The sequence below is a fragment of the Streptomyces sp. genome, from assembly GCF_036566765.1.
Taxonomy (GTDB): Bacteria; Actinomycetota; Actinomycetes; order Streptomycetales; family Streptomycetaceae; genus Streptomyces.
In genome coordinates this window covers 1-16,566 of sequence record NZ_DATCVQ010000739.1, presented here as the reverse complement: position 1 = coordinate 16,566, position 16,566 = coordinate 1, and the positions used below count along the sequence as shown (strand labels likewise).

Annotated in this window: 18 protein-coding genes and 1 pseudogene; 8 read left to right on the top strand and 11 right to left on the bottom strand. The window is 72.4% G+C overall.

What is annotated here, in order from left to right:
- Nucleotides 1-243: pseudogene (locus tag VIU94_RS42870) on the bottom strand (hypothetical protein); the annotation flags it as partial.
- A gap of 99 nt (nt 244-342) precedes the next feature.
- On the opposite strand from VIU94_RS42870, the gene VIU94_RS42865 reads away from it, so the two are divergent.
- Nucleotides 343-1,122: a bifunctional DNA primase/polymerase gene (locus VIU94_RS42865; protein ID WP_331920827.1), complete on the top strand. Its 780-nt coding sequence runs from the start codon at nt 343-345 to the stop codon at nt 1,120-1,122.
- 78 nt (nt 1,123-1,200) lie between these two features.
- On the opposite strand, the gene VIU94_RS42860 is transcribed toward VIU94_RS42865, so the two are convergent.
- From VIU94_RS42860 to efeO, 4 genes are read right to left on the bottom strand one after another with little or no spacing between them, the layout of a single operon-like run.
- Entirely contained in the window at nt 1,201-2,190 is a 990-nt protein-coding gene (locus VIU94_RS42860) for an SCO2278 family lipoprotein (protein ID WP_414721109.1), read from the bottom strand.
- Nucleotides 2,072-3,028, bottom strand: a complete 957-nt coding sequence (gene efeU / locus VIU94_RS42855) for an iron uptake transporter permease EfeU (protein ID WP_331920825.1) — start codon at nt 3,026-3,028, stop codon at nt 2,072-2,074. The genes VIU94_RS42860 and efeU overlap by 119 nt, the downstream gene beginning before the upstream one ends.
- Nucleotides 3,029-3,056: 28 nt before the next feature.
- Nucleotides 3,057-4,361, bottom strand: a complete 1,305-nt coding sequence (efeB, locus tag VIU94_RS42850; protein ID WP_331920823.1) for an iron uptake transporter deferrochelatase/peroxidase subunit — start codon at nt 4,359-4,361, stop codon at nt 3,057-3,059.
- A 23-nt stretch (nt 4,362-4,384) separates the two neighbouring features.
- On the bottom strand, nt 4,385-5,542 hold the full coding sequence (gene efeO / locus VIU94_RS42845) for an iron uptake system protein EfeO (protein WP_331920821.1): 1,158 nt from the start codon (nt 5,540-5,542) through the stop codon (nt 4,385-4,387).
- Between the two features lie 233 nt (nt 5,543-5,775).
- On the opposite strand from efeO, the gene VIU94_RS42840 reads away from it, so the two are divergent.
- Nucleotides 5,776-6,636, top strand: a complete 861-nt coding sequence (locus tag VIU94_RS42840) for a hypothetical protein (RefSeq protein WP_331920819.1) — start codon at nt 5,776-5,778, stop codon at nt 6,634-6,636.
- Nucleotides 6,617-7,297, top strand: a complete 681-nt coding sequence (locus VIU94_RS42835; protein ID WP_331920817.1) for a PhzF family phenazine biosynthesis protein — start codon at nt 6,617-6,619, stop codon at nt 7,295-7,297. Before VIU94_RS42840 ends, VIU94_RS42835 begins: the two co-directional genes overlap by 20 nt.
- A gap of 31 nt (nt 7,298-7,328) precedes the next feature.
- Here VIU94_RS42835 and VIU94_RS42830 read toward each other — a convergent pair whose 3' ends face one another.
- Nucleotides 7,329-8,123, bottom strand: coding sequence for a LysM peptidoglycan-binding domain-containing protein (locus VIU94_RS42830; protein ID WP_331920815.1), 795 nt, complete (start codon nt 8,121-8,123; stop codon nt 7,329-7,331).
- A gap of 451 nt (nt 8,124-8,574) precedes the next feature.
- Between VIU94_RS42830 and VIU94_RS42825 the strand changes: the two genes are divergently transcribed.
- Nucleotides 8,575-9,870, top strand: a complete 1,296-nt coding sequence (locus VIU94_RS42825; protein ID WP_331920813.1) for an acyltransferase family protein — start codon at nt 8,575-8,577, stop codon at nt 9,868-9,870.
- An 84-nt stretch (nt 9,871-9,954) separates the two neighbouring features.
- Here the strand turns inward: VIU94_RS42825 and VIU94_RS42820 are convergent, their stop codons facing one another.
- Together VIU94_RS42820 and map are read right to left on the bottom strand one after the other, a co-directional pair.
- Nucleotides 9,955-10,605, bottom strand: coding sequence for a biliverdin-producing heme oxygenase (locus tag VIU94_RS42820; RefSeq protein WP_331920811.1), 651 nt, complete (start codon nt 10,603-10,605; stop codon nt 9,955-9,957).
- Nucleotides 10,606-10,727: 122 nt separating this feature from the next.
- The gene (map, locus tag VIU94_RS42815; RefSeq protein ID WP_331920809.1) at nt 10,728-11,585 is read right to left on the bottom strand and encodes a type I methionyl aminopeptidase; all 858 of its coding nucleotides are present in this window, start codon (nt 11,583-11,585) and stop codon (nt 10,728-10,730) included.
- Nucleotides 11,586-11,650: 65 nt separating this feature from the next.
- Here map and VIU94_RS42810 point away from each other — a divergent pair, with 65 nt between their 5' ends.
- Nucleotides 11,651-11,881 carry a hypothetical protein gene (locus tag VIU94_RS42810; RefSeq protein ID WP_331920807.1) on the top strand — a complete coding sequence of 77 codons (231 nt, stop codon included), beginning with the start codon at nt 11,651-11,653 and terminating at the stop codon, nt 11,879-11,881.
- A 196-nt stretch (nt 11,882-12,077) separates the two neighbouring features.
- Here VIU94_RS42810 and VIU94_RS42805 read toward each other — a convergent pair whose 3' ends face one another.
- Nucleotides 12,078-13,352 (bottom strand): MFS transporter, encoded by a 1,275-nt coding sequence (locus VIU94_RS42805; protein WP_331920805.1) that lies wholly within the window; start codon nt 13,350-13,352, stop codon nt 12,078-12,080.
- Nucleotides 13,353-13,411: 59 nt separating this feature from the next.
- A complete protein-coding gene (locus tag VIU94_RS42800; protein ID WP_331920803.1) occupies nt 13,412-14,023 on the bottom strand; it encodes a hypothetical protein in 612 nt (203 codons plus the stop codon).
- A gap of 116 nt (nt 14,024-14,139) precedes the next feature.
- On the opposite strand from VIU94_RS42800, the gene npdG reads away from it, so the two are divergent.
- Together npdG and VIU94_RS42790 are read left to right on the top strand one after the other, a co-directional pair.
- Entirely contained in the window at nt 14,140-14,844 is a 705-nt protein-coding gene (npdG, locus tag VIU94_RS42795; protein ID WP_331920801.1) for an NADPH-dependent F420 reductase, read from the top strand.
- Nucleotides 14,845-14,892: 48 nt separating this feature from the next.
- Entirely contained in the window at nt 14,893-15,129 is a 237-nt protein-coding gene (locus VIU94_RS42790; protein ID WP_331920799.1) for a hypothetical protein, read from the top strand.
- A gap of 48 nt (nt 15,130-15,177) precedes the next feature.
- On the opposite strand, the gene VIU94_RS42785 is transcribed toward VIU94_RS42790, so the two are convergent.
- On the bottom strand, nt 15,178-15,975 hold the full coding sequence (locus VIU94_RS42785) for a site-2 protease family protein (protein ID WP_331920797.1): 798 nt from the start codon (nt 15,973-15,975) through the stop codon (nt 15,178-15,180).
- A 125-nt stretch (nt 15,976-16,100) separates the two neighbouring features.
- On the opposite strand from VIU94_RS42785, the gene VIU94_RS42780 reads away from it, so the two are divergent.
- A partial coding sequence (locus tag VIU94_RS42780; RefSeq protein WP_331920795.1) for an AfsR/SARP family transcriptional regulator occupies nt 16,101-16,566 on the top strand: 466 nt, incomplete at its 3' end.

The window sequence follows — 16,566 nt, the reverse complement described above, 5'->3', positions numbered from 1 at the left end:
CGGGGCCTCCAGCGCGCCGCCGCGGTGCGCCGTCCAGACCACCCGGCGGGACGGCTCCGGAAGTGTGTCGATGGTCACCCGGGCGGAGCCCCGGACCGGCCCCCGCACGGCCCCCTCGACCCCGCGCACGGACGGCTGCCGGGGCCCCGTACCCCAGTCCAGCGGCGGCAGTACGAGGGCCTGGCAGGCCAGGGCCAGGGCGATGAGCGAGCCCAGCGGGCCCGACGGCGTCGCGTTCGTCACGGGCGATCCGTACCCCGGTCGGGGACTTCGGTCACCCGGGGCGCAGGATGGTGGGACCATGGCAGCAGCTTCGACATGAGCACAGGTGTGAGGGGATAGATGGGCGACGGCATCGGCCGCTACCGCGGCACGGAGAGCAAACTCGCGCAGTGGCTGCGCCGGCGCCCCCGGCGGACCGCCGCGGACGACGCCGACCGCCGTGTGAACCTGCTCCGCGCCACCGCCGCCGCCGGACTGCCGCTCGCCCCCGCCGCGTACCCCGTCGGCTACCGCTGTTCCTGCGAACGCATCGGCTGCCCCACGCCCGCCCGCCATCCCGTCTCCTTCGCCTGGCAGACCCAGTCGACGACGGACCGCGCGCAGATCGAGCGCTGGGCCCAGGGCCAGCCCGAGGCCAACTTCATCACCGCGACCGGCATGGTCCACGACGTCCTCGACGTTCCGTTGGACGCCGGTCGCGCCGCGTTGGAGCGGCTGCTCGCCGAGGGCGTCGACGTCGGCCCGGTAGCCGAGTCCGGCGCGGCGGTGGCGGAGGAGGAGCTGTCCGCCGACGAGCGCCGGATGCTGTTCTTCACCGCGACCCGGGGCACCCCCGAGGACGAGGACGAGTGGTGGCCCTGCGAGCTGGACTGCCACCCGGAGACCATGGACGAGCACCCGGGCCTGCGTTGGCACTGCCGGGGCAGCTACGTCCTCGTCCCGCCGGCCCGACTGCCCGGCGACGACCGGACGGTGGAGTGGGTACGCGGCCCCGAGCACGCCCTGCCCGACCCGCTGACCCTGCTCGAAGCCCTCACCGACGCCTGCGCCCGGTACGCCGACGAGCGCGCGGCCGAGGACGCCGACCACCACGCGCCGGCCTGGCCGCTCAGCCACTGAGCAGCGAGAACCACTGAACGGCGAACGTCGCTGAGCAGCGAGAAGGGGCGGCTCGCGCCGCCCCTTTCCCCGTAGTCCCTACGAGCCCTTCGCGCCCGTCACGCCCTGCAGGCGTCCCGCTATCGTCACCGCGTCCTTCGCCGTGGCCGCGGCCGCCGGTTTCACCAGGGCCGCCTGGCTGGAGACCCACTCCTTGGTGACGGTGTCCTTCACCTCGCCGGTCATCAGCGCCTTCACGTCCGGGTCGACCTTCGGCCGGTAGCCCTGCGCCGCCGTCTGCCGCTCGAAGTACCGGATGCCGAAGAACACCAGCGCCCCGCCGTCCTCGGTCTCCAGGCCCAGCGGCGCGTTGTCGCCGTCGTCCATGGTCTGGTCGACGTACTGCGTGGCCATGCCGAGCCGCTTGGCGTTCCGCTCCCGCGACTGCCGCCAGAGCGTGGTGTGCGCGCCGGGCGCGAACGTCTGCGGTGCGCCGGACTTCAGGTACGAGATGTACTGGGCGCCCAGGTCGTTCGGCGCGACCGCCAGCGTCGGGGCGTTCGCGGCGACCGGCACCGCGTACCCGTCCTTCTGCTTGAAGGCGGGGACCTCGTCCGGGGTGAGGATCGCCAGGTGCGCGACCTCCCACAGCTGTTCGGCGCCGTTGCGGACGAAGACGAGCAGCCAGCGGTCGTCGGTCTTGGCTCCGGCGCGGTCCCGGTTCGCGTCGGTGTCCGCGACGAACCAGCGCGGCCAGCCGGCCTTCCGCGGGATCACGAACTTCGCGTCCGTCAGCTCCAGCGGCTTGTGCCGCGGGTTGCCGCCAGGGCTCGTGATCGAGCGCGCCTTCAGGCCCGCCTGGTTGATCGCGCCCAGCGGGCCGGTGACCCGGCCCGCGTCCAGGGCCGGGTCATAGGCCTTGTCGGCCTTGTTGTACGCGTCGGTGAAGTCCTTCAGGGCCTGCTCGGCCTCAGACTTCGTCACCGCCGGAACGAGCTCCAGCTCGCCGTGCACCGTCACGCACCCGCTCGCCGTCAGCGCCAGCACCGTCGTCGCCACGACCGCCGTCGCCGGCCTCAGCCTTCTCATCGGTTGCCTTCTGCTCCTCCACCCGCACCGGACGTCCGAACCCTACCGGGGCCAGGAACAGCGCGAGCGTCGGGATCAGATACAGCGCCCACACCGTGACCTGAAGCACCGTCGGATCGGGCTGGAAATTGAAGACGCCCTTGAGCAGGGTGCCGTACCAGCTGTCCGGCGGGATCGTCGCCGAGATGTCGAACGCCTTGTTCTCCAGGCCGCCGACGAAGCGGGCCTCCTGGAGGTCGTGCATGCCGTACGCGAGGACGCCCGCGGCGACCACGACCAGCATGCCGCCGGTCCAGGTGAAGAACTTCGCCAGGTTGATCTTCAGCGCGCCCCGGTAGAACAGCCAGCCCAGGAGCACCGCCGTCAGCAGACCGAGCAGCACCCCGGTCAGTGGCGCGTACGTGCCGTCCGACGAGGCCCGTACGGACGCCCAGACGAACAGCGCGGTCTCCAGACCCTCCCGGCCCACGGCCAGGAACGCGGTGGCGACCAGCGCGCCGGTGCCCATCTGCAGCGCGGCGTCCAGCCTGCCGTGCAGCTCGGACTTCAAGTGCCGCGCGGTGCGCCGCATCCAGAAGACCATCCAGGTCACCAGGCCCACCGCGAGGATCGACAGCGAGCCGCCGAGTGCCTCCTGCGCCTCGAAGGTCAGCTCCTGCGAGCCGAATTCGAGACCGGCGCCGAAGGCCAGCGCCACGCCGACCGCCACGCCGATGCCGATCCAGATCGGCTTCAGCGCGTCACGGCGGTCCGTCTTCACCAGGTACGCGATGAGGATGCAGACGACCAGGCTGGCTTCCAGGCCCTCGCGCAGGCCGATCAGATAGTTCCCGAACACGTCGGTCCCCTCCTTCGAGATGCGGGGGTCAGGAGAACAGCGCCCGGCCCCACCAGTCGTCCTTGTCGCGGACGCCCGGCGGGACGGCGAACATGCCCGAACCCACGTGCTGGATGTACTCGTTGAGGACGTCCGCACGGGCCAGCGAGGTCTGCACCGGGATGAACCCCTTGCGGACGTCGCGCTGGTACGCGAGGAAGAACAGGCCCGTCTCCAGACGGCCGAGACCGTCCGTGCCGTCCGTGAAGGAGTAGCCGCGGCGCAGGATCGTCGCCCCGTGGTTGGAGTCCGGGTGCGCGAGCCGGACGTGCGCCTCCGGCTTCATCGCCGGCAGGAACGGCTCGTCGTGCTCCTTGGCCTTGCCGACCGGAGCGCCTTCCTTCTTGTCGCGGCCGAAGATGTCCTCCTGGTCCCCCAGCGGAGTGCGGTCCCAGATCTCGACGTTCATCCGGATCCGGCGGGCGACCAGGTACGAGCCGCCGGCCATCCAGGCCGCCGGGCCCTCGGCAGCCTTGCCGGAGACCCATACGTGCTTGTCGAGCCGCGCGGTGTCGGTGCCCGCGATGTTGCGGGTGCCGTCCTTGAAGCCGAACAGGTTGCGCGGGGTCTGGGCGTCCGGGGTCGTGGAGGACGTCTTGCCGAAGCCGAGCTGCGACCAGCGCACCGCGACCTTGCCGAAGCCGATCCGGGCCAGGTTGCGGATGGCGTGCACGGCGACCTGCGGGTCGTCCGCGCAGGCCTGGATGCACAGGTCGCCGCCGCTGCGGGCCTTGTCGAGGTTGTCGCCGGGGAACTTCGGCAGGTCGACGAGCGCCTCGGGACGGCGGTCCTTCAGGCCGAACCGGTCGTCGAAGAGCGAGGGGCCGAAGCCGATGGTGAGGGTCAGCCGGGACGGCTTGAGGCCCAGGGCCTCGCCCGTGTCGTCCGGCGGGGCCTCCGGGAGGCCGCCGTACGCGCCCTCGCCGACCTCCTGACCGAGCGTCATCCGCTCGGCGGCCCGGGTCCAGTCCTTCAGAAGCTGGATCAGCTCGGCCCGGTCCTTCGTCTTCACGTCGAAGGAGGCGAAGTGCAGCCGGTCCTGGACGGCGGTGGCTATGCCGGCCTGGTGCGGACCGTGGAAGGCGACCGCGCCGCCCATGTCGGCGACGTTCTCGGTGGCGTCCCCGCGGCCGTTCAGGGCGACGGCTGCGCCGCCGGCCGCGGCGGCGCCGAGCGCGAGCCCGGCGCCGCCCCAGCCGATGACGCTGCGGCGCGAGGGGGCGGCGGAGCCGCGGGCCTCGTTCTCGCTCACGTTCTCGTCAGGGGTGTTGGACGTCGTGTTCTCGGAAGTCATGTCGGACATCGTGGTGTCTCCCCCTACTTCACAACGGCCGCGGCAAGCTTGGACAGGGGCTCGCCCAGCGCGTTGACGCCGTCGGAGAGCTCCTTGCGCTGCTCCTTGCCGACCTTCTCGTACGAGGTGAAGACGTACGTGTTCTTGTCGGCGCGGTACTTGTCGAGCAGCGTGTTCAGCGCGGCGAACTGCTTGTCCAGTTCGGCGACCAGCTTCGGGTCGTTCTTCGACGCGACGGGCTTCAGCAGCTCGAAGGACTTCTGGGCGCCCTCGACGTTCGCCTTGAAGTCGACCAGGTCGGTGTGGGAGTAACGCTCCTCCTCACCGGTGACCTTGCCGGAGGCGACCTCGTCGAGGAGCTCCTTGGCGCCGTTGGCCATCGAGGTCGGGGTGATCTCGGCCTTGCCGACCCGCTTCACCCAGTCGGCGAGGTCCTTGTCGAGGGTGTCGGCGAGCTTCTTCTCCGGCTCGCCGAGCTTCTTGTCCTGCCACAGCGCCTTCTCCAGGCGGTGCCAGCCGGTCCAGTCCTTCGCCGGGTCCTGACCCGCCTCCAGGCCGTCCTCGCGGACGTCGACCTTCGGGTCGATGTCGCCGAAGGACTCGGCGACCGGCTCGGTGCGCTCCCAGCCGATGCGGGAGTCGGCGTACGCGGCCTTCGCGGCCTCGATGTTCCCGGCGCGGACGGCGTCGGTGAAGACCTTCACCTTGGGCAGCGTCTCGTCGGCCTGGGCCTGCACGTACTGGCGGTACGCGGCGACGGCCGCGTCCATCTCCGGGGAGCGCTTCGCGACCGCGCCGCCGCCCGTGACCGTGACCTTCTGGCGGATGCCGTCGCCCTTCATGCCGGGCTTGCAGGCGATCTCGTAGTCGCCGGCCTTGATCTCGGCGGTGATCTTCGCCTTGGTGCCGGGGCCGATGTTCTCGCGCTCGGTCACGATCCGGTCGTCCGGGAAGAGGATGTAGACCTCGGTGACCTTGGCGCCCTTGTTCTCGACGTTCAGCTCGACGTGGCCGGCCGGGAACTCCCTGGTCGAGACCTCACAGGCGTCGTCCTTGGCGACGACGGTGACGGCGTCGTGGCCGCCGCCCTTGGAGTCGCTCTTCTCGGCGCAGCCCGTGACGGCGGTCAGGGCTGCCGCGGTCGCGGCGGCGGTGACGACGGACAGACGGACGGCTCGCATAAGGGCTCCTGGGGAGTGGGGCGGGGTGCTGGGGACGGCCGGGGGGTGGTGAGGCGGACCTAACTTAGCCCAGGCTTACCTCGGTCATACCCACCCGTCCAGTGATTCAGCTCTCAGTCCGAAGGGCCAGACACGGCGCGGTCACGGGCTTCTCACGGCGGAGCCACGGGAGGGTCAAGTGTCGGTCAAGCAGACTGTTTTGCCCCTTTTGGGGCGCGGTAGCGTAAGCGATCATGCGCATCTCGCGAGAGGACCTGCCCGGAGCGCTCGCCCTTACCGTCACCGGGCGGGCCGAACCGCCGTCGCTGCGCATGGAGATGACCGACGGCCGGCGGATGCTGCTGCGCCAGGACGGCCGGGCGCTGCTGCTCGCCCGGGTCGACGCGGACCGCGGGGGCGTGCGGCTGCGGTCCCGTACCGGCTACCGCTCATCCCTCCCGCCGCTCCGCGCGGACGAGGCACGGGACGGGGCGAACCGGTTGCACGCGTACGCGGGTCTGCTCGGCGCGGGGGGCGGGGGCCCGCTGCACGACGGCCGCTGGCTGCTCGCCGACCGGCCCAGGCTCCCGCACGGATCCTGGCGTCACGAACTCCTGCGCACCTGGCCCGAGGCGCACCTCGACTGGAACCAGGGCTGGAACGGCGTCGTCCCGCTGCGCCCGCTCTCCGCCGACGACGCGCCGCGCGTCAAGGCGTACCGCCGCCAGGCCCGAGAGGGCGTCCTGCCGCCCGTACTGCTCTGGTGGGTGTCCGCGTTCGACGGCTGGGCGATCCTCGACGGCCACGACCGGGCCGTGGCGGCGCTGGCGGAGGATCAGGAGCCGGAGTCGCTGGTGCTGACGCGCGGCGCGGACGAGGAGACGCGGCGCGACGTGCTGGACCAGGTCGTCGCCCGGCACGAACAGCTCATGGCGAGCTTCGGCGACGACCCGGCCAAGGAACCGCACCGCCGCTGGGCGGTGCAGGCGCTCGCACAGGCGGCGACGGCCCTGCCGTACGACGAGAAAGCCACGGCGGCGTGGCCGATTCCCGGTGGACCGGCGGAATGGGACGCGCTGATGCTTGAATTCCGCCATGAACACGACCGTGACTAGCCGTTCGACCGACATCGACGTCCTGCGTGTCTTCTGCGCGGGCGACGGCCGGTACGGCAACGCGCTCGGCGTCGTACGCGACGGGCGCAGCTACCCCGACGAGGCGTCCCGGCAGGCGCTGGCCAAGGAACTCGGCTTCAGCGAGACGGTGTTCGTCGACGACCCGGAGCGCGGGAGCGTTGACATCTACACGCCCGGAGTGCGACTGCCGTTCGCCGGGTACCCGCTGGTCGGCGCGGCCTGGCTGCTCGACCTGGAGGTCGTCCGCCCGCCGGCGGGCGAGGTGTGGGTGCGCGGGGACGGCGAGTTCACCTGGATCGAGGCCCGCGCGGAGTGGGCGCCGCCGCGCACCCTGCGGCGGTACGGCTCGGCGGACGAGGTCGACGCGCTGGAGGTGCCCGAGCCGGGTGAGTGGATCTATGCCTGGGCGTGGGAGGACGAGGCGGCGGGCCGGGTCCGCGCCCGGGGGTTCCCCGGGCGCGGTGACGGCATCGACGAGGACGAGGCGACGGGCGCGGCGGCGCTGCTGCTCACCGCCGAGCTGGGCCGGGCGCTGAACATCACCCAGGGCCGGGGATCGCAGATCCTGACGGCCCCCGGCCCGGACGGCCTGATCGAGCTGGGCGGCCGGGTGCGGCTGGAGCGGACCTTCACGGTCTGAGCCCCAGCCGGGGACGCCGATGCCCGACGTGTCAGTACGCCCCGAAGACGTTGTCGATGGAGCCGTACCGGGCCGCGGCGTAGTTGCACGCGGCGGTGATGTTGGCGACGGGGTCGTACGGGTCCATGGACGTGCCCGGCACGTGGTACGCCTGGAAGGTCGGGTCGATCACCTGGAGCAGCCCCTTGGAGGGGGTGCCGGCCAGGGCGTTGGAGTCCCAGTTGTTGATCGCCAGGGGGTTGCCGGAGGACTCGCGCATGACGTTGCGGTGGATCCCGTCGTACGTCCCCGGAATCCCGCGCTTCGCCATGACGTCCAGCGACTCCCGGATCCAGCCGTCGAGGTTGTTCGCGTAGGTCTTGGCGGGGGTCGCTCGCTGCGCCGACCGGCTCGCGCGCTCGGAGGCCGCTGCGGGCTTCGAGGCCTTCTTCTTGGCGGGCGCGGCGGTCGGCTTGCTCAGCGTCAGTCGCATTCCCGGACGAATGAGTGACGGATTGTCACCCACCACGCTCCGGTTGGCCCGATACAGGCTCTTCCAGCCGCCGGATACGTGCTGCTCTTCCGCGATCAAGGAAAGGGAATCGCCGCGCACGACCGTGTAGGCCTTCTTTGCGGAATTCGCTGCGGCCAGGGGAATGGACGTCGTGATCTTTTCCACGGCGCCGGTCGTCGCGGCGGCGGAGGTGGCGGCGGCCGTCTGGGGCGCGGCCTGGGCGCCCGTCGGGATCAAGGGCAGTGCGAGCGCGGCACCGCCGGTGCCGGCCAGGGCGATGCCTCGGCGCAGGGGACGTCGCTTCGGGCGCCGGTGCTTACCGGATGCGGTCATGGTCGTTCCTCTCCGGACCGGCGAATACCTGGGTCGTGCTCGGCCCTTTCGGACGGGTGGGGGGATTCAGCGATCCGTCCGAGTGGACGCGAACGTAGGCGAGAAATGCGGCCGGAAACAAGCCGCGAAATTCGCGATCAATTCACCGGGGGAGTTCCGCGCGCGGGCCGAAAGGCCCGAACTTCCTTACGGCGCAGGGCGGTGGCGGACGCGGTACCGGAGCCGATGGTTCCGGGGTGTGGTGGATGTCACGGGAGGGGGCGGGTCGGACTGCCGGAAAGTGACAGCTAATTGACGACATGAGTGACAAGGTGCATTGAGGTGGGTGATAGACCCTTTAGGGCGTTTTGGGATATTAGATGCCCATGGTCCGGCGCTCCCTCGGTACTCAGACGGCGAGTGAGTATCCGCACCCTGACGGGACGTCGGCTCCGCGCGGCACCGTGTCCGCATGGGAATCAGCGCGCGTGAACTCGCCGCCGCCACACCGGCGACGCGGGACCGGTACGTCGACCTGCTGCGGGTCGCCTCGCTCGGCGTCGTGGTGCTCGGGCACTGGCTGATGGCCGCCGTCACGGCCGACGGCCGGGTCGGCAACCTGCTGGCGGTCGTGCCGGAGCTCCAGATCGCGACCTGGGCGCTGCAGGTCATGCCGGTGTTCTTCTTCGTCGGCGGTTTCTCGCACGCCCTCGCGCGCCGCTCCCGTCCGCAGTATGCGGCGTTCCTGCGCGCCCGGCTGCAGCGGCTGCTGCGGCCGACGATGGCGTTCACAGGGGTGTGGGGGGCCGTCGCCCTTGTCGTCCAACTCCTGGGCGAGGACGGTGGGTTGGCCGGGGTCGCGCTGCGTCTGGTGGCCCAGCCGCTCTGGTTCGTCGGGATCTACCTGGCGATGGTCGCGTTCACCCCACCGCTCCTGAAGCTCCACGAGCGGTACGGCTGGGGGGCGTTCGGCGCGCTCGTGGGCGCGGCGGCCGCGGTGGACGTGCTCCGGTTCGCGGCCGACGTGCCCTATGTGGAGTTCCTCAACTTCGCGTTCGTCTGGCTGGCCGTGCACCAGCTCGGCTTCCTGCGCGCCGACGGGATGATCCGGGTCCCGCTCGTCCTGGCCGCAGCCGGGCTCGCCGGCGCGGGCCTGCTCGTGGCCCTCGGGCCGTACCCGCTGTCGATGGTCGGGATGCCCGGCGAGAAGGTCTCCAACATGGCCCCGCCGACACTGGCGCTGCTGTGTCACGGGCTGTGGCTGGTCGGCGCGGTCGAGCTCCTCAAGGGGCCGGGGACCAGGCTCGTCGCGCGGGCGGGCGTCTGGCACAAGGTCGTGGCCGCCAACGGGATCGCCATGACGGCGTTCCTGTGGCACCTGACGGCGATGCTGGGGGTGTACGGGGCGATGCTCGCCCTCGGGGTCGAGCTCCCCGCGCCCGCCACGGCCGCGTGGTGGGCGCAGGTCCCCGTCCGGTTCGCGGCGGCCGCGCTGCTCACGGCCGCACTCGTCGCCGCCTTCCGCCGCTTCGAGCGCCCCGCGCCCGCCGCGCCCGCCACGGGATCCGGCGGCCCGGCGGCGGCGCTCGGCATCACGCTCGCGCTGTTCGGCGTCCTCGGCCTGTCGATGGTCGGCTTCGGCGGGCTGCTGGAGGGCCGCACAGCGCTACTGATAGCCGTGCACGTCAGCGCCCCGGCGGCGGTGGGGATGGCCCTGGCGGGCTGGCTGCTGGTGGAGCGAGCGGGGCGGCCGGGGGCGCGGGCGTAGGCGAGGCTCCGGGGGCGGCGCGGACCTAGGCGAGGCTCCCGGGGGCGGCGCGGCAGGAGTCGCGTACGGGCGCCGCCCCTTGGGCTACGCGCTGAGCGGGAACTCGTTCGCCAGCTCGCGGAACATCGCACCGTTGAAATCAAAAGCCCGCTTGCACTCGTCCACGATCCGCTGCCTCTCCAGGTCGTCCGCGTTCACCCCGTCCAGGAGCTCGCGGTAACCCCGCTTGAACGCGGCCGGGTTGGCGATGTCCTCGAAGACGTAGAACCGCACGCCGTCGCCCTTGCGGGCGAAGCCCCAGGTGCGCTCGGCGCGGTCCCGGATGATCTGGCCGCCGGAGAGGTCGCCGAGGTAGCGGGTGTAGTGGTGGGCCACGTACCCCGCGGGCCAGTCGCGGGCGCACTCGGCGACGCGGGTGGCGTACGCGGAGGTGGCCGGCAAGGGGGAGAGGCCGGCGCGCCAGTCCGCCCCGCGCAGATGCGCGAGGTCCTGCTCCAGGGCGGCGGTGCGGAACAGCTCCGGCTGTATGAACGGCCCCGCGACGGGGTCGGCGCGCAGGATCTCCGCGCCCTGCTCCAGCGCGCGGTACACGAACCAGAGCTGCTCGGTGTAGCGCGCGTAGGCGTCCACGCCGAGGCGGCCGCCGAGGAGGTCGGTCATGAAGCTCGACGACTCCGCCTCGGTGTGCTGCTCGTGCGACGCGGTGCGGATCAGCGTGGAGAAGGGCGTGGTCAAGGCGGGCCTCCGGGACCGATCGTTGCGGGACGGCGGGAACCAGTACGATCCTGCTACTTAGGCTTACCTAAGTCAACTGGTTCCCGACGGCCTGTCGGTATCGAAGCTACCCCGCCGACGGGCTACGGCAACGTGAGAATTTCGGCCCCGGTCTCCGTGACGACGAGCGTGTGCTCGAACTGGGCGGTCCGCTTCCGGTCCTTGGTGACCACGGTCCAGCCGTCGTCCCACATGTCGTACTCGTGGGTGCCGAGGGTCAGCATCGGCTCGATCGTGAAGGTCATGCCCGGCTGGATCATCGTCGTGTGGTGGGGCGAGTCGTAGTGCGGGACGATCAGACCGGAGTGGAAGGACGAGTTGATGCCGTGACCGGTGAAGTCCCGGACGACGCCGTAGCCGAAACGCTTGGCGTACGACTCGATGACCCGGCCGATGATGTTGACCTGCCGGCCGGGCTTGACGGCCTTGATGGCCCGGTTCAGGGACTCGCGGGTGCGCTCGACGAGGAGCCGGGACTCCTCGTCGACGTCGCCGCAGAGGTAGGTGGCGTTGTTGTCGCCGTGGACGCCGTTGATGTACGCGGTGACGTCGAGGTTCACGATGTCGCCGTCGCGCAGGACGGTGGAGTCCGGGATGCCGTGGCAGATGACCTCGTTGATCGAGGCGCACAGGGACTTCGGGAAGCCGCGGTAGCCGAGGGTGGAGGGGTACGCGCCGTGGTCGCACATGTACTCGTGGGCGACGCGGTCGAGCTCGTCGGTGGTGACGCCGGGGGCGATGTGCTTCGCGGCCTCCTCCATCGCCTGCGCGGCGATGCGGCCGGCGATGCGCATCCGCTCGATCGTGTCGGAGTCCTGCACCTCGGGGCCGGTGTACGGCGTGGGGGCGGGCTTCCCGACGTACTCGGGACGGCGGATGGCTCCGGGGACGGAGCGGTGGGGGGAGAGCTCCCCGGGCACGAGCAGCGACTGGCCAGACATGCAGCGAGTCTAACCAGGCGGGGTGGGGCAGCATGGCGTCAGAGCGACGGATGAAGGAGCGGGAGATGGCCCTGTTCAAGAGGCGCACGGTCGGCAAGCCGGGCGAGTGGTTCTACTGCCTGGAGCACAGAAAGGTCGAAGAGGGCCCGGAGTGCCCGGCGAAGAACCGCTTCGGCCCGTACGCGACGAGGGAGGAGGCCGCCCACGCGATGGAAACGGCCAAGCAACGCAACGAGGACTGGGAGACAGACCCGGCCTGGCACGACGCCCCGAAGGACGACGACGCGGGGGCCTGACGCCGGGCAGGGCCGCGGCGGGCCGCAGGCCCCCGCCCTCGGGCAAGGGGGCTCGGGGGTGGAGCCCCCAGGCCCCCGGCGGGGCCTCCCGCCTTGCCGCTCCCTGCGGCGCGGAGCTGCCGGTCGGGGGACAGGGGGCTCGGCCCCCGTGCTCCCGGCAGTGTTTCGGGGAGGGGTGGGGGAGATTTCGCCGGCGTCAGGCCGTGGGGGTCGGCTGGCTTTCCGCCTTGCGGCGGAGCGCGTCCTCGTCCGTGTCCGCGTCGTACGTCAGGAGCTTCGGGAGCGTCGCCGTCAGCAGGGCGATCGACGCGACGCACGCGACGCCGCCCGTCCAGACGGACGCGCGCGTGCCCGTCCAGCCCGCCATCGCGCCGGCGCGGAGCTGGCCCAGCTGGGGGCCGACGCTGTACGAGAGGACCTCGATGCCCGCCAGGCGGCCCCGGAGCTCCTCCGGGATCGTCTGGTTCCAGATCGTCGAGCGGCCCAGGCCGCTCAGCATGTCGCCCGCGCCGGCGAACCCCAGGCACACCAGCACCAGCCACACGTTCGAGAACCACCCCGCCGCCGCGATCGCAAGCCCCCACCCCGCCGCGCCGCCCACCACGAGCAGCCCGTGCCGCCGCACCTTGGACGTCCAGCCACTCGTCAGGCCCACCACCAGCGAGCCCACCGAGCCCGCCGCGTACATCAGGCCCAGCGACCAGTCCGCGTCCAGTTCGTCCGCGAGGAACGGGAACACCGCGTTCGGGAAGGCGAAGAACATCGCCGCGAGGTCGATCGCGTACGTGCCCAGCAGCACCGGCCGCGACCACGCGTACCGCGCCCCCTCCGCGATCCCCCGCAGCGACGGCTTCTCCGCGTCGTGCGCCGCCGGCGCGGGCGCCAGCCGCAGGCACAGCAGCACGGACACCGCGAAGGTGCCCACCGTGACCCCGTACGCCGTCGCATGACCCGCGTACGCCACCACCAGACCCGCCAGCGCCGGGCCCGCGATCGCGCCGATCTGCCACCGCAGCGAGTTCAGCGCGGCCGCGGCCGTCTGCTGGTCGTGCGGCACGATCCGGGCCATCAGCGAGTCGAGGGCCGGCCGCTGCAGCCCCGCCAGCGCCGACACCCCCGCAGCCACCACGTACAGCGGCCACAGCGCCGGCTCCGGCGCGACGGCGTTCACCAGCAGCAGCACGGCCAGCAGGCCGAGGCCCGCCTCCGTGCCGAGGATGACCTTGCGCCGGTCCACCGCGTCCGCGAGCGCCCCGCCGTACAGCCCGAAGACCACCAGCGGAACCAGCTCGACCGCGCCCATCGCGCCCACCGCCAGCGGCGAGCCGGTCAGCTCCTTGATCTGGAGCGGCAGCGCGACCAGCGCCATGAAGCTGCCGAAGTACGTGATGAGCCCCTGGACCCAGAGCACCCGGAAGTCGCGCGACGAGCGCCAGGGAGAGAGGTCGGGGAGTACGGAGGAGACGGCCACGAGGGGTCATGGTTCGTGCCGCCCACAGCCCAGGCAACCGATTTATGGCGGCGGGGGCCTCACCAACGCGCCGGTGGCGGGGCCGTCAGTTGGTCCGCCAGGCGGGACAGGCGGTCGCGGAAGCCGCGTCGGGCGCCGGGGGCCACCGTCGGGAGGCCGTTCTCGCCGGTTGCCGCGCTCACCAGGTGCTGCACCGTGTCCAGGTCCACCTCCGCCGCGCCCTCCGCCACCGTCAGCGTCTCGTGCGCGAGACCGCGCACCTCCGCGTCCCCGCCCTCCAGCGACAGCACCGTCGCTCCCGCCCGGCGGGCGTCGTGCACCCGCTCCAGGAGCGGCGCGTCCGGCCGCCGGGGCGCGACCATCAGCAGCGTCGCGCCGCGCCCGGCGGACTCCAGGCGGCCCAGGCCCACCGCCAGATGCGCCGGGTCGCCGGCCCGCACCCGGTGCCGCACCAGCGTCGGGGCCAGCTCCGGGCGGCCGGACCAGGCCGCCTCGTCCACCAGGTGCGCCGCCAGATGCCACGGCTCGTACTCCACCGTGCCCACCAGCAACAGCCCGCCGCCGTTCGGCAGCACCGAGGACCGCAGGGCCCCGGCGAACCGGCGGGCCGCCGCCGGCCACTCCGTCCCGGCCAGCACCTCACGCAGCAATGCGACGCGTACGGCATCCATGGCACGGCATCCTGCCGCGCACCCGCCCCGTGCGCCGCCGGTTCGGGCCGGCTCACCCGTACGGGAACCGGACGCGGCCCTCCTGACGCCGCCGACCGGCCAGTAGGGTCGAGGCCATGACTTCCACTGACAGTGCGCAGAAGGCCCCCGCCAAGGACCCCTGGGACCTCCCGGACGTCTCCGGGCTCGTCGTCGGCGTCCTCGGCGGCACCGGCGACCAGGGCCGGGGCCTCGCCTACCGGCTCGCCCGCGCCGGGCAGAAGGTGATCATCGGGTCCCGCGCCGCCGAACGGGCCGAGACCGCCGCCGCCGAGCTCGGCCTCGGCATCGAGGGCGCGGACAACGCCGAGTGCGCGCGGCGCAGCGACATCGTGATCGTCGCCGTGCCGTGGGACGGGCATGCCAAGACCCTGGAGTCGCTGCGCGAGGAGCTCGCCGGCAAGCTCGTGGTCGACTGCGTCAACCCGCTCGGCTTCGACAAGAAGGGCGCGTACGCGCTGAAGCCGGAGGAGGGCAGCGCCGCCGAGCAGGCCGCCGCCCTGCTGCCGGAGTCGCGGGTCACCGCCGCCTTCCATCACCTGTCCGCCGTGCTGCTCCAGGACGCCTCGATCGAGGAGATCGACACGGACGTGATGGTGCTCGGCGAGGCCCGCGCCGACACGGACATCGTGCAGGCGCTGGCCGGCCGCATCCCCGGCATGCGCGGCGTCTTCGCCGGGCGGCTGCGCAACGCCCACCAGGTCGAGTCGCTCGTCGCCAACCTGATCTCGGTCAACCGCCGCTACAAGGCGCACGCCGGCCTGCGGGTCACCGACGTCTGAGCGACACCCCCTGTGAGGCCTCCGGCCGATGTCGGGCCGGAACGGGGCATGGGGGACACTGGACCGGCAGTACCGCACGCCGTACCCGGACAGGAGCCGACCCCCATGCCCCGCCTCGCTCTGTACGCCCTCGTCGTCTGCGCCCTCGCGGTGACGGCGGCCGTCGTCTCCTTCGTCTCGGGCAGCTGGCTCGGCGTGATCTGGGTGCTGCTGGCCGGTCTGTCCTCCAACATGGCCTGGTACTACATCCGCCGGGCGAAGATCACCGAGGCGTCGCAGTCCTGACGGCGGCCCCCGGCCCCCGGCCCCCGCTCAACGGCCAGCGGCCCGGGGTCAGGAGACCCCGCAGACCGACGGGCTCCCGTCCCAGAAGCGGTACAGCTCCCAGCCGCAGGAGCGGTCGAAGGGGTGCACCCCGAGGGACTGCAGCAGCGCGTCGATCCCGTCGAAGAAGGCCCCGCCGATCGCCGGGACGAACAGCAGCGCGATCACCACGAAGAAGCCGTACGGCGCGTAGGGCTCGATCTTCCGCCGGAAGCCGTCGCTGAGCCAGGGCTCGACCACGCCGTAGCCGTCCAGGCCCGGCACCGGCAGCAGGTTCAGCAGCGCCGCCGTGATCTGGAGCATCGCGAGGAACGCGAGCGCGTACCGGAAGGCGGTCGGCACGCCGTCGAGCGCGTCCAGCCAGAACGGGGCCGTGCAGGCGACCGCGAACAGCACGTTGGTGAGCGGGCCCGCCGCTGCGATCAGGCTGTGTCTCCAGCGGCCCCGGATCCGGCCGCGCTCGATGAACACCGCGCCGCCGGGCAGACCGATGCCGCCCATGATCACGAACAGCAGCGGCAGGATGATGCTGAGCACCGCGTGCGTGTACGCGAGCGGGTTCAGCGTCAGATAGCCCTTCGCGCCGACGGTGAGGTCGCCGCTGTGCAGCGCGGTGCGGGCGTGCGCGTACTCGTGCAGACAGAGCGAGACGATCCACGCGGCCGACACGAACACGAAGACCGCGAAGCCGGGGGAGTCGGCGAAGTCCGTCCACACGGCCCAGCCGCCGACGGCCATGAGGGCGAGGATCGCCAGGAAGACCGGGCTGATCCGGCGTTCGTGTCTGCGCGTGGTCGCCGTGGGCATGTGCGGCGCTCCTCGGGTCCGGGCGGGTGTTCGTGGTGCCGGTCGAACGTACCGCGGGGCCCGCGCGGTTCCCGGTGTGGCGACCTCACGCCAACTCCGGGTTTCCGGCCGGGGAGAATGGGGGCGTGCGCTACTCCGTCATCGGACCGACGCAGGTCCACACGGCCGACGGGACGCCCGTCCCGGTCGGCGGGTCCCGGCTGCGGGCGCTGCTGACCGCGCTCGCGCTGCGCGCGGGGCGGGCGGTGCCGGTCGGCGCGCTCGTGGCGGAGGTCTGGGACGGCGAGCCACCGGCCGACGAGGTCGCCGCGCTCCAGGCGCTCGTCGGGCGGCTGCGCCGCGCGCTCGGGCACGAGGCCATCGCCTCGGCGGAGGGCGGATACCGGCTCGTGGCCCAGCCCGACGACGTGGACCTGTTCCGGTTCGACCGGCTGGTGGGCGAGGGCGTACGCGGCCTCGTCGGCGACCCGGAGGGGGCGGCGCGGGTGCTCGACGAGGCGCTCGGGCTCTGGCGCGGGCCGGTCCTCGCGGACCTGCCGGACCGCACGGCGCAGGCCGCCCGCTGGGAGGCCCGCCGCCTCGCCGCGCGGC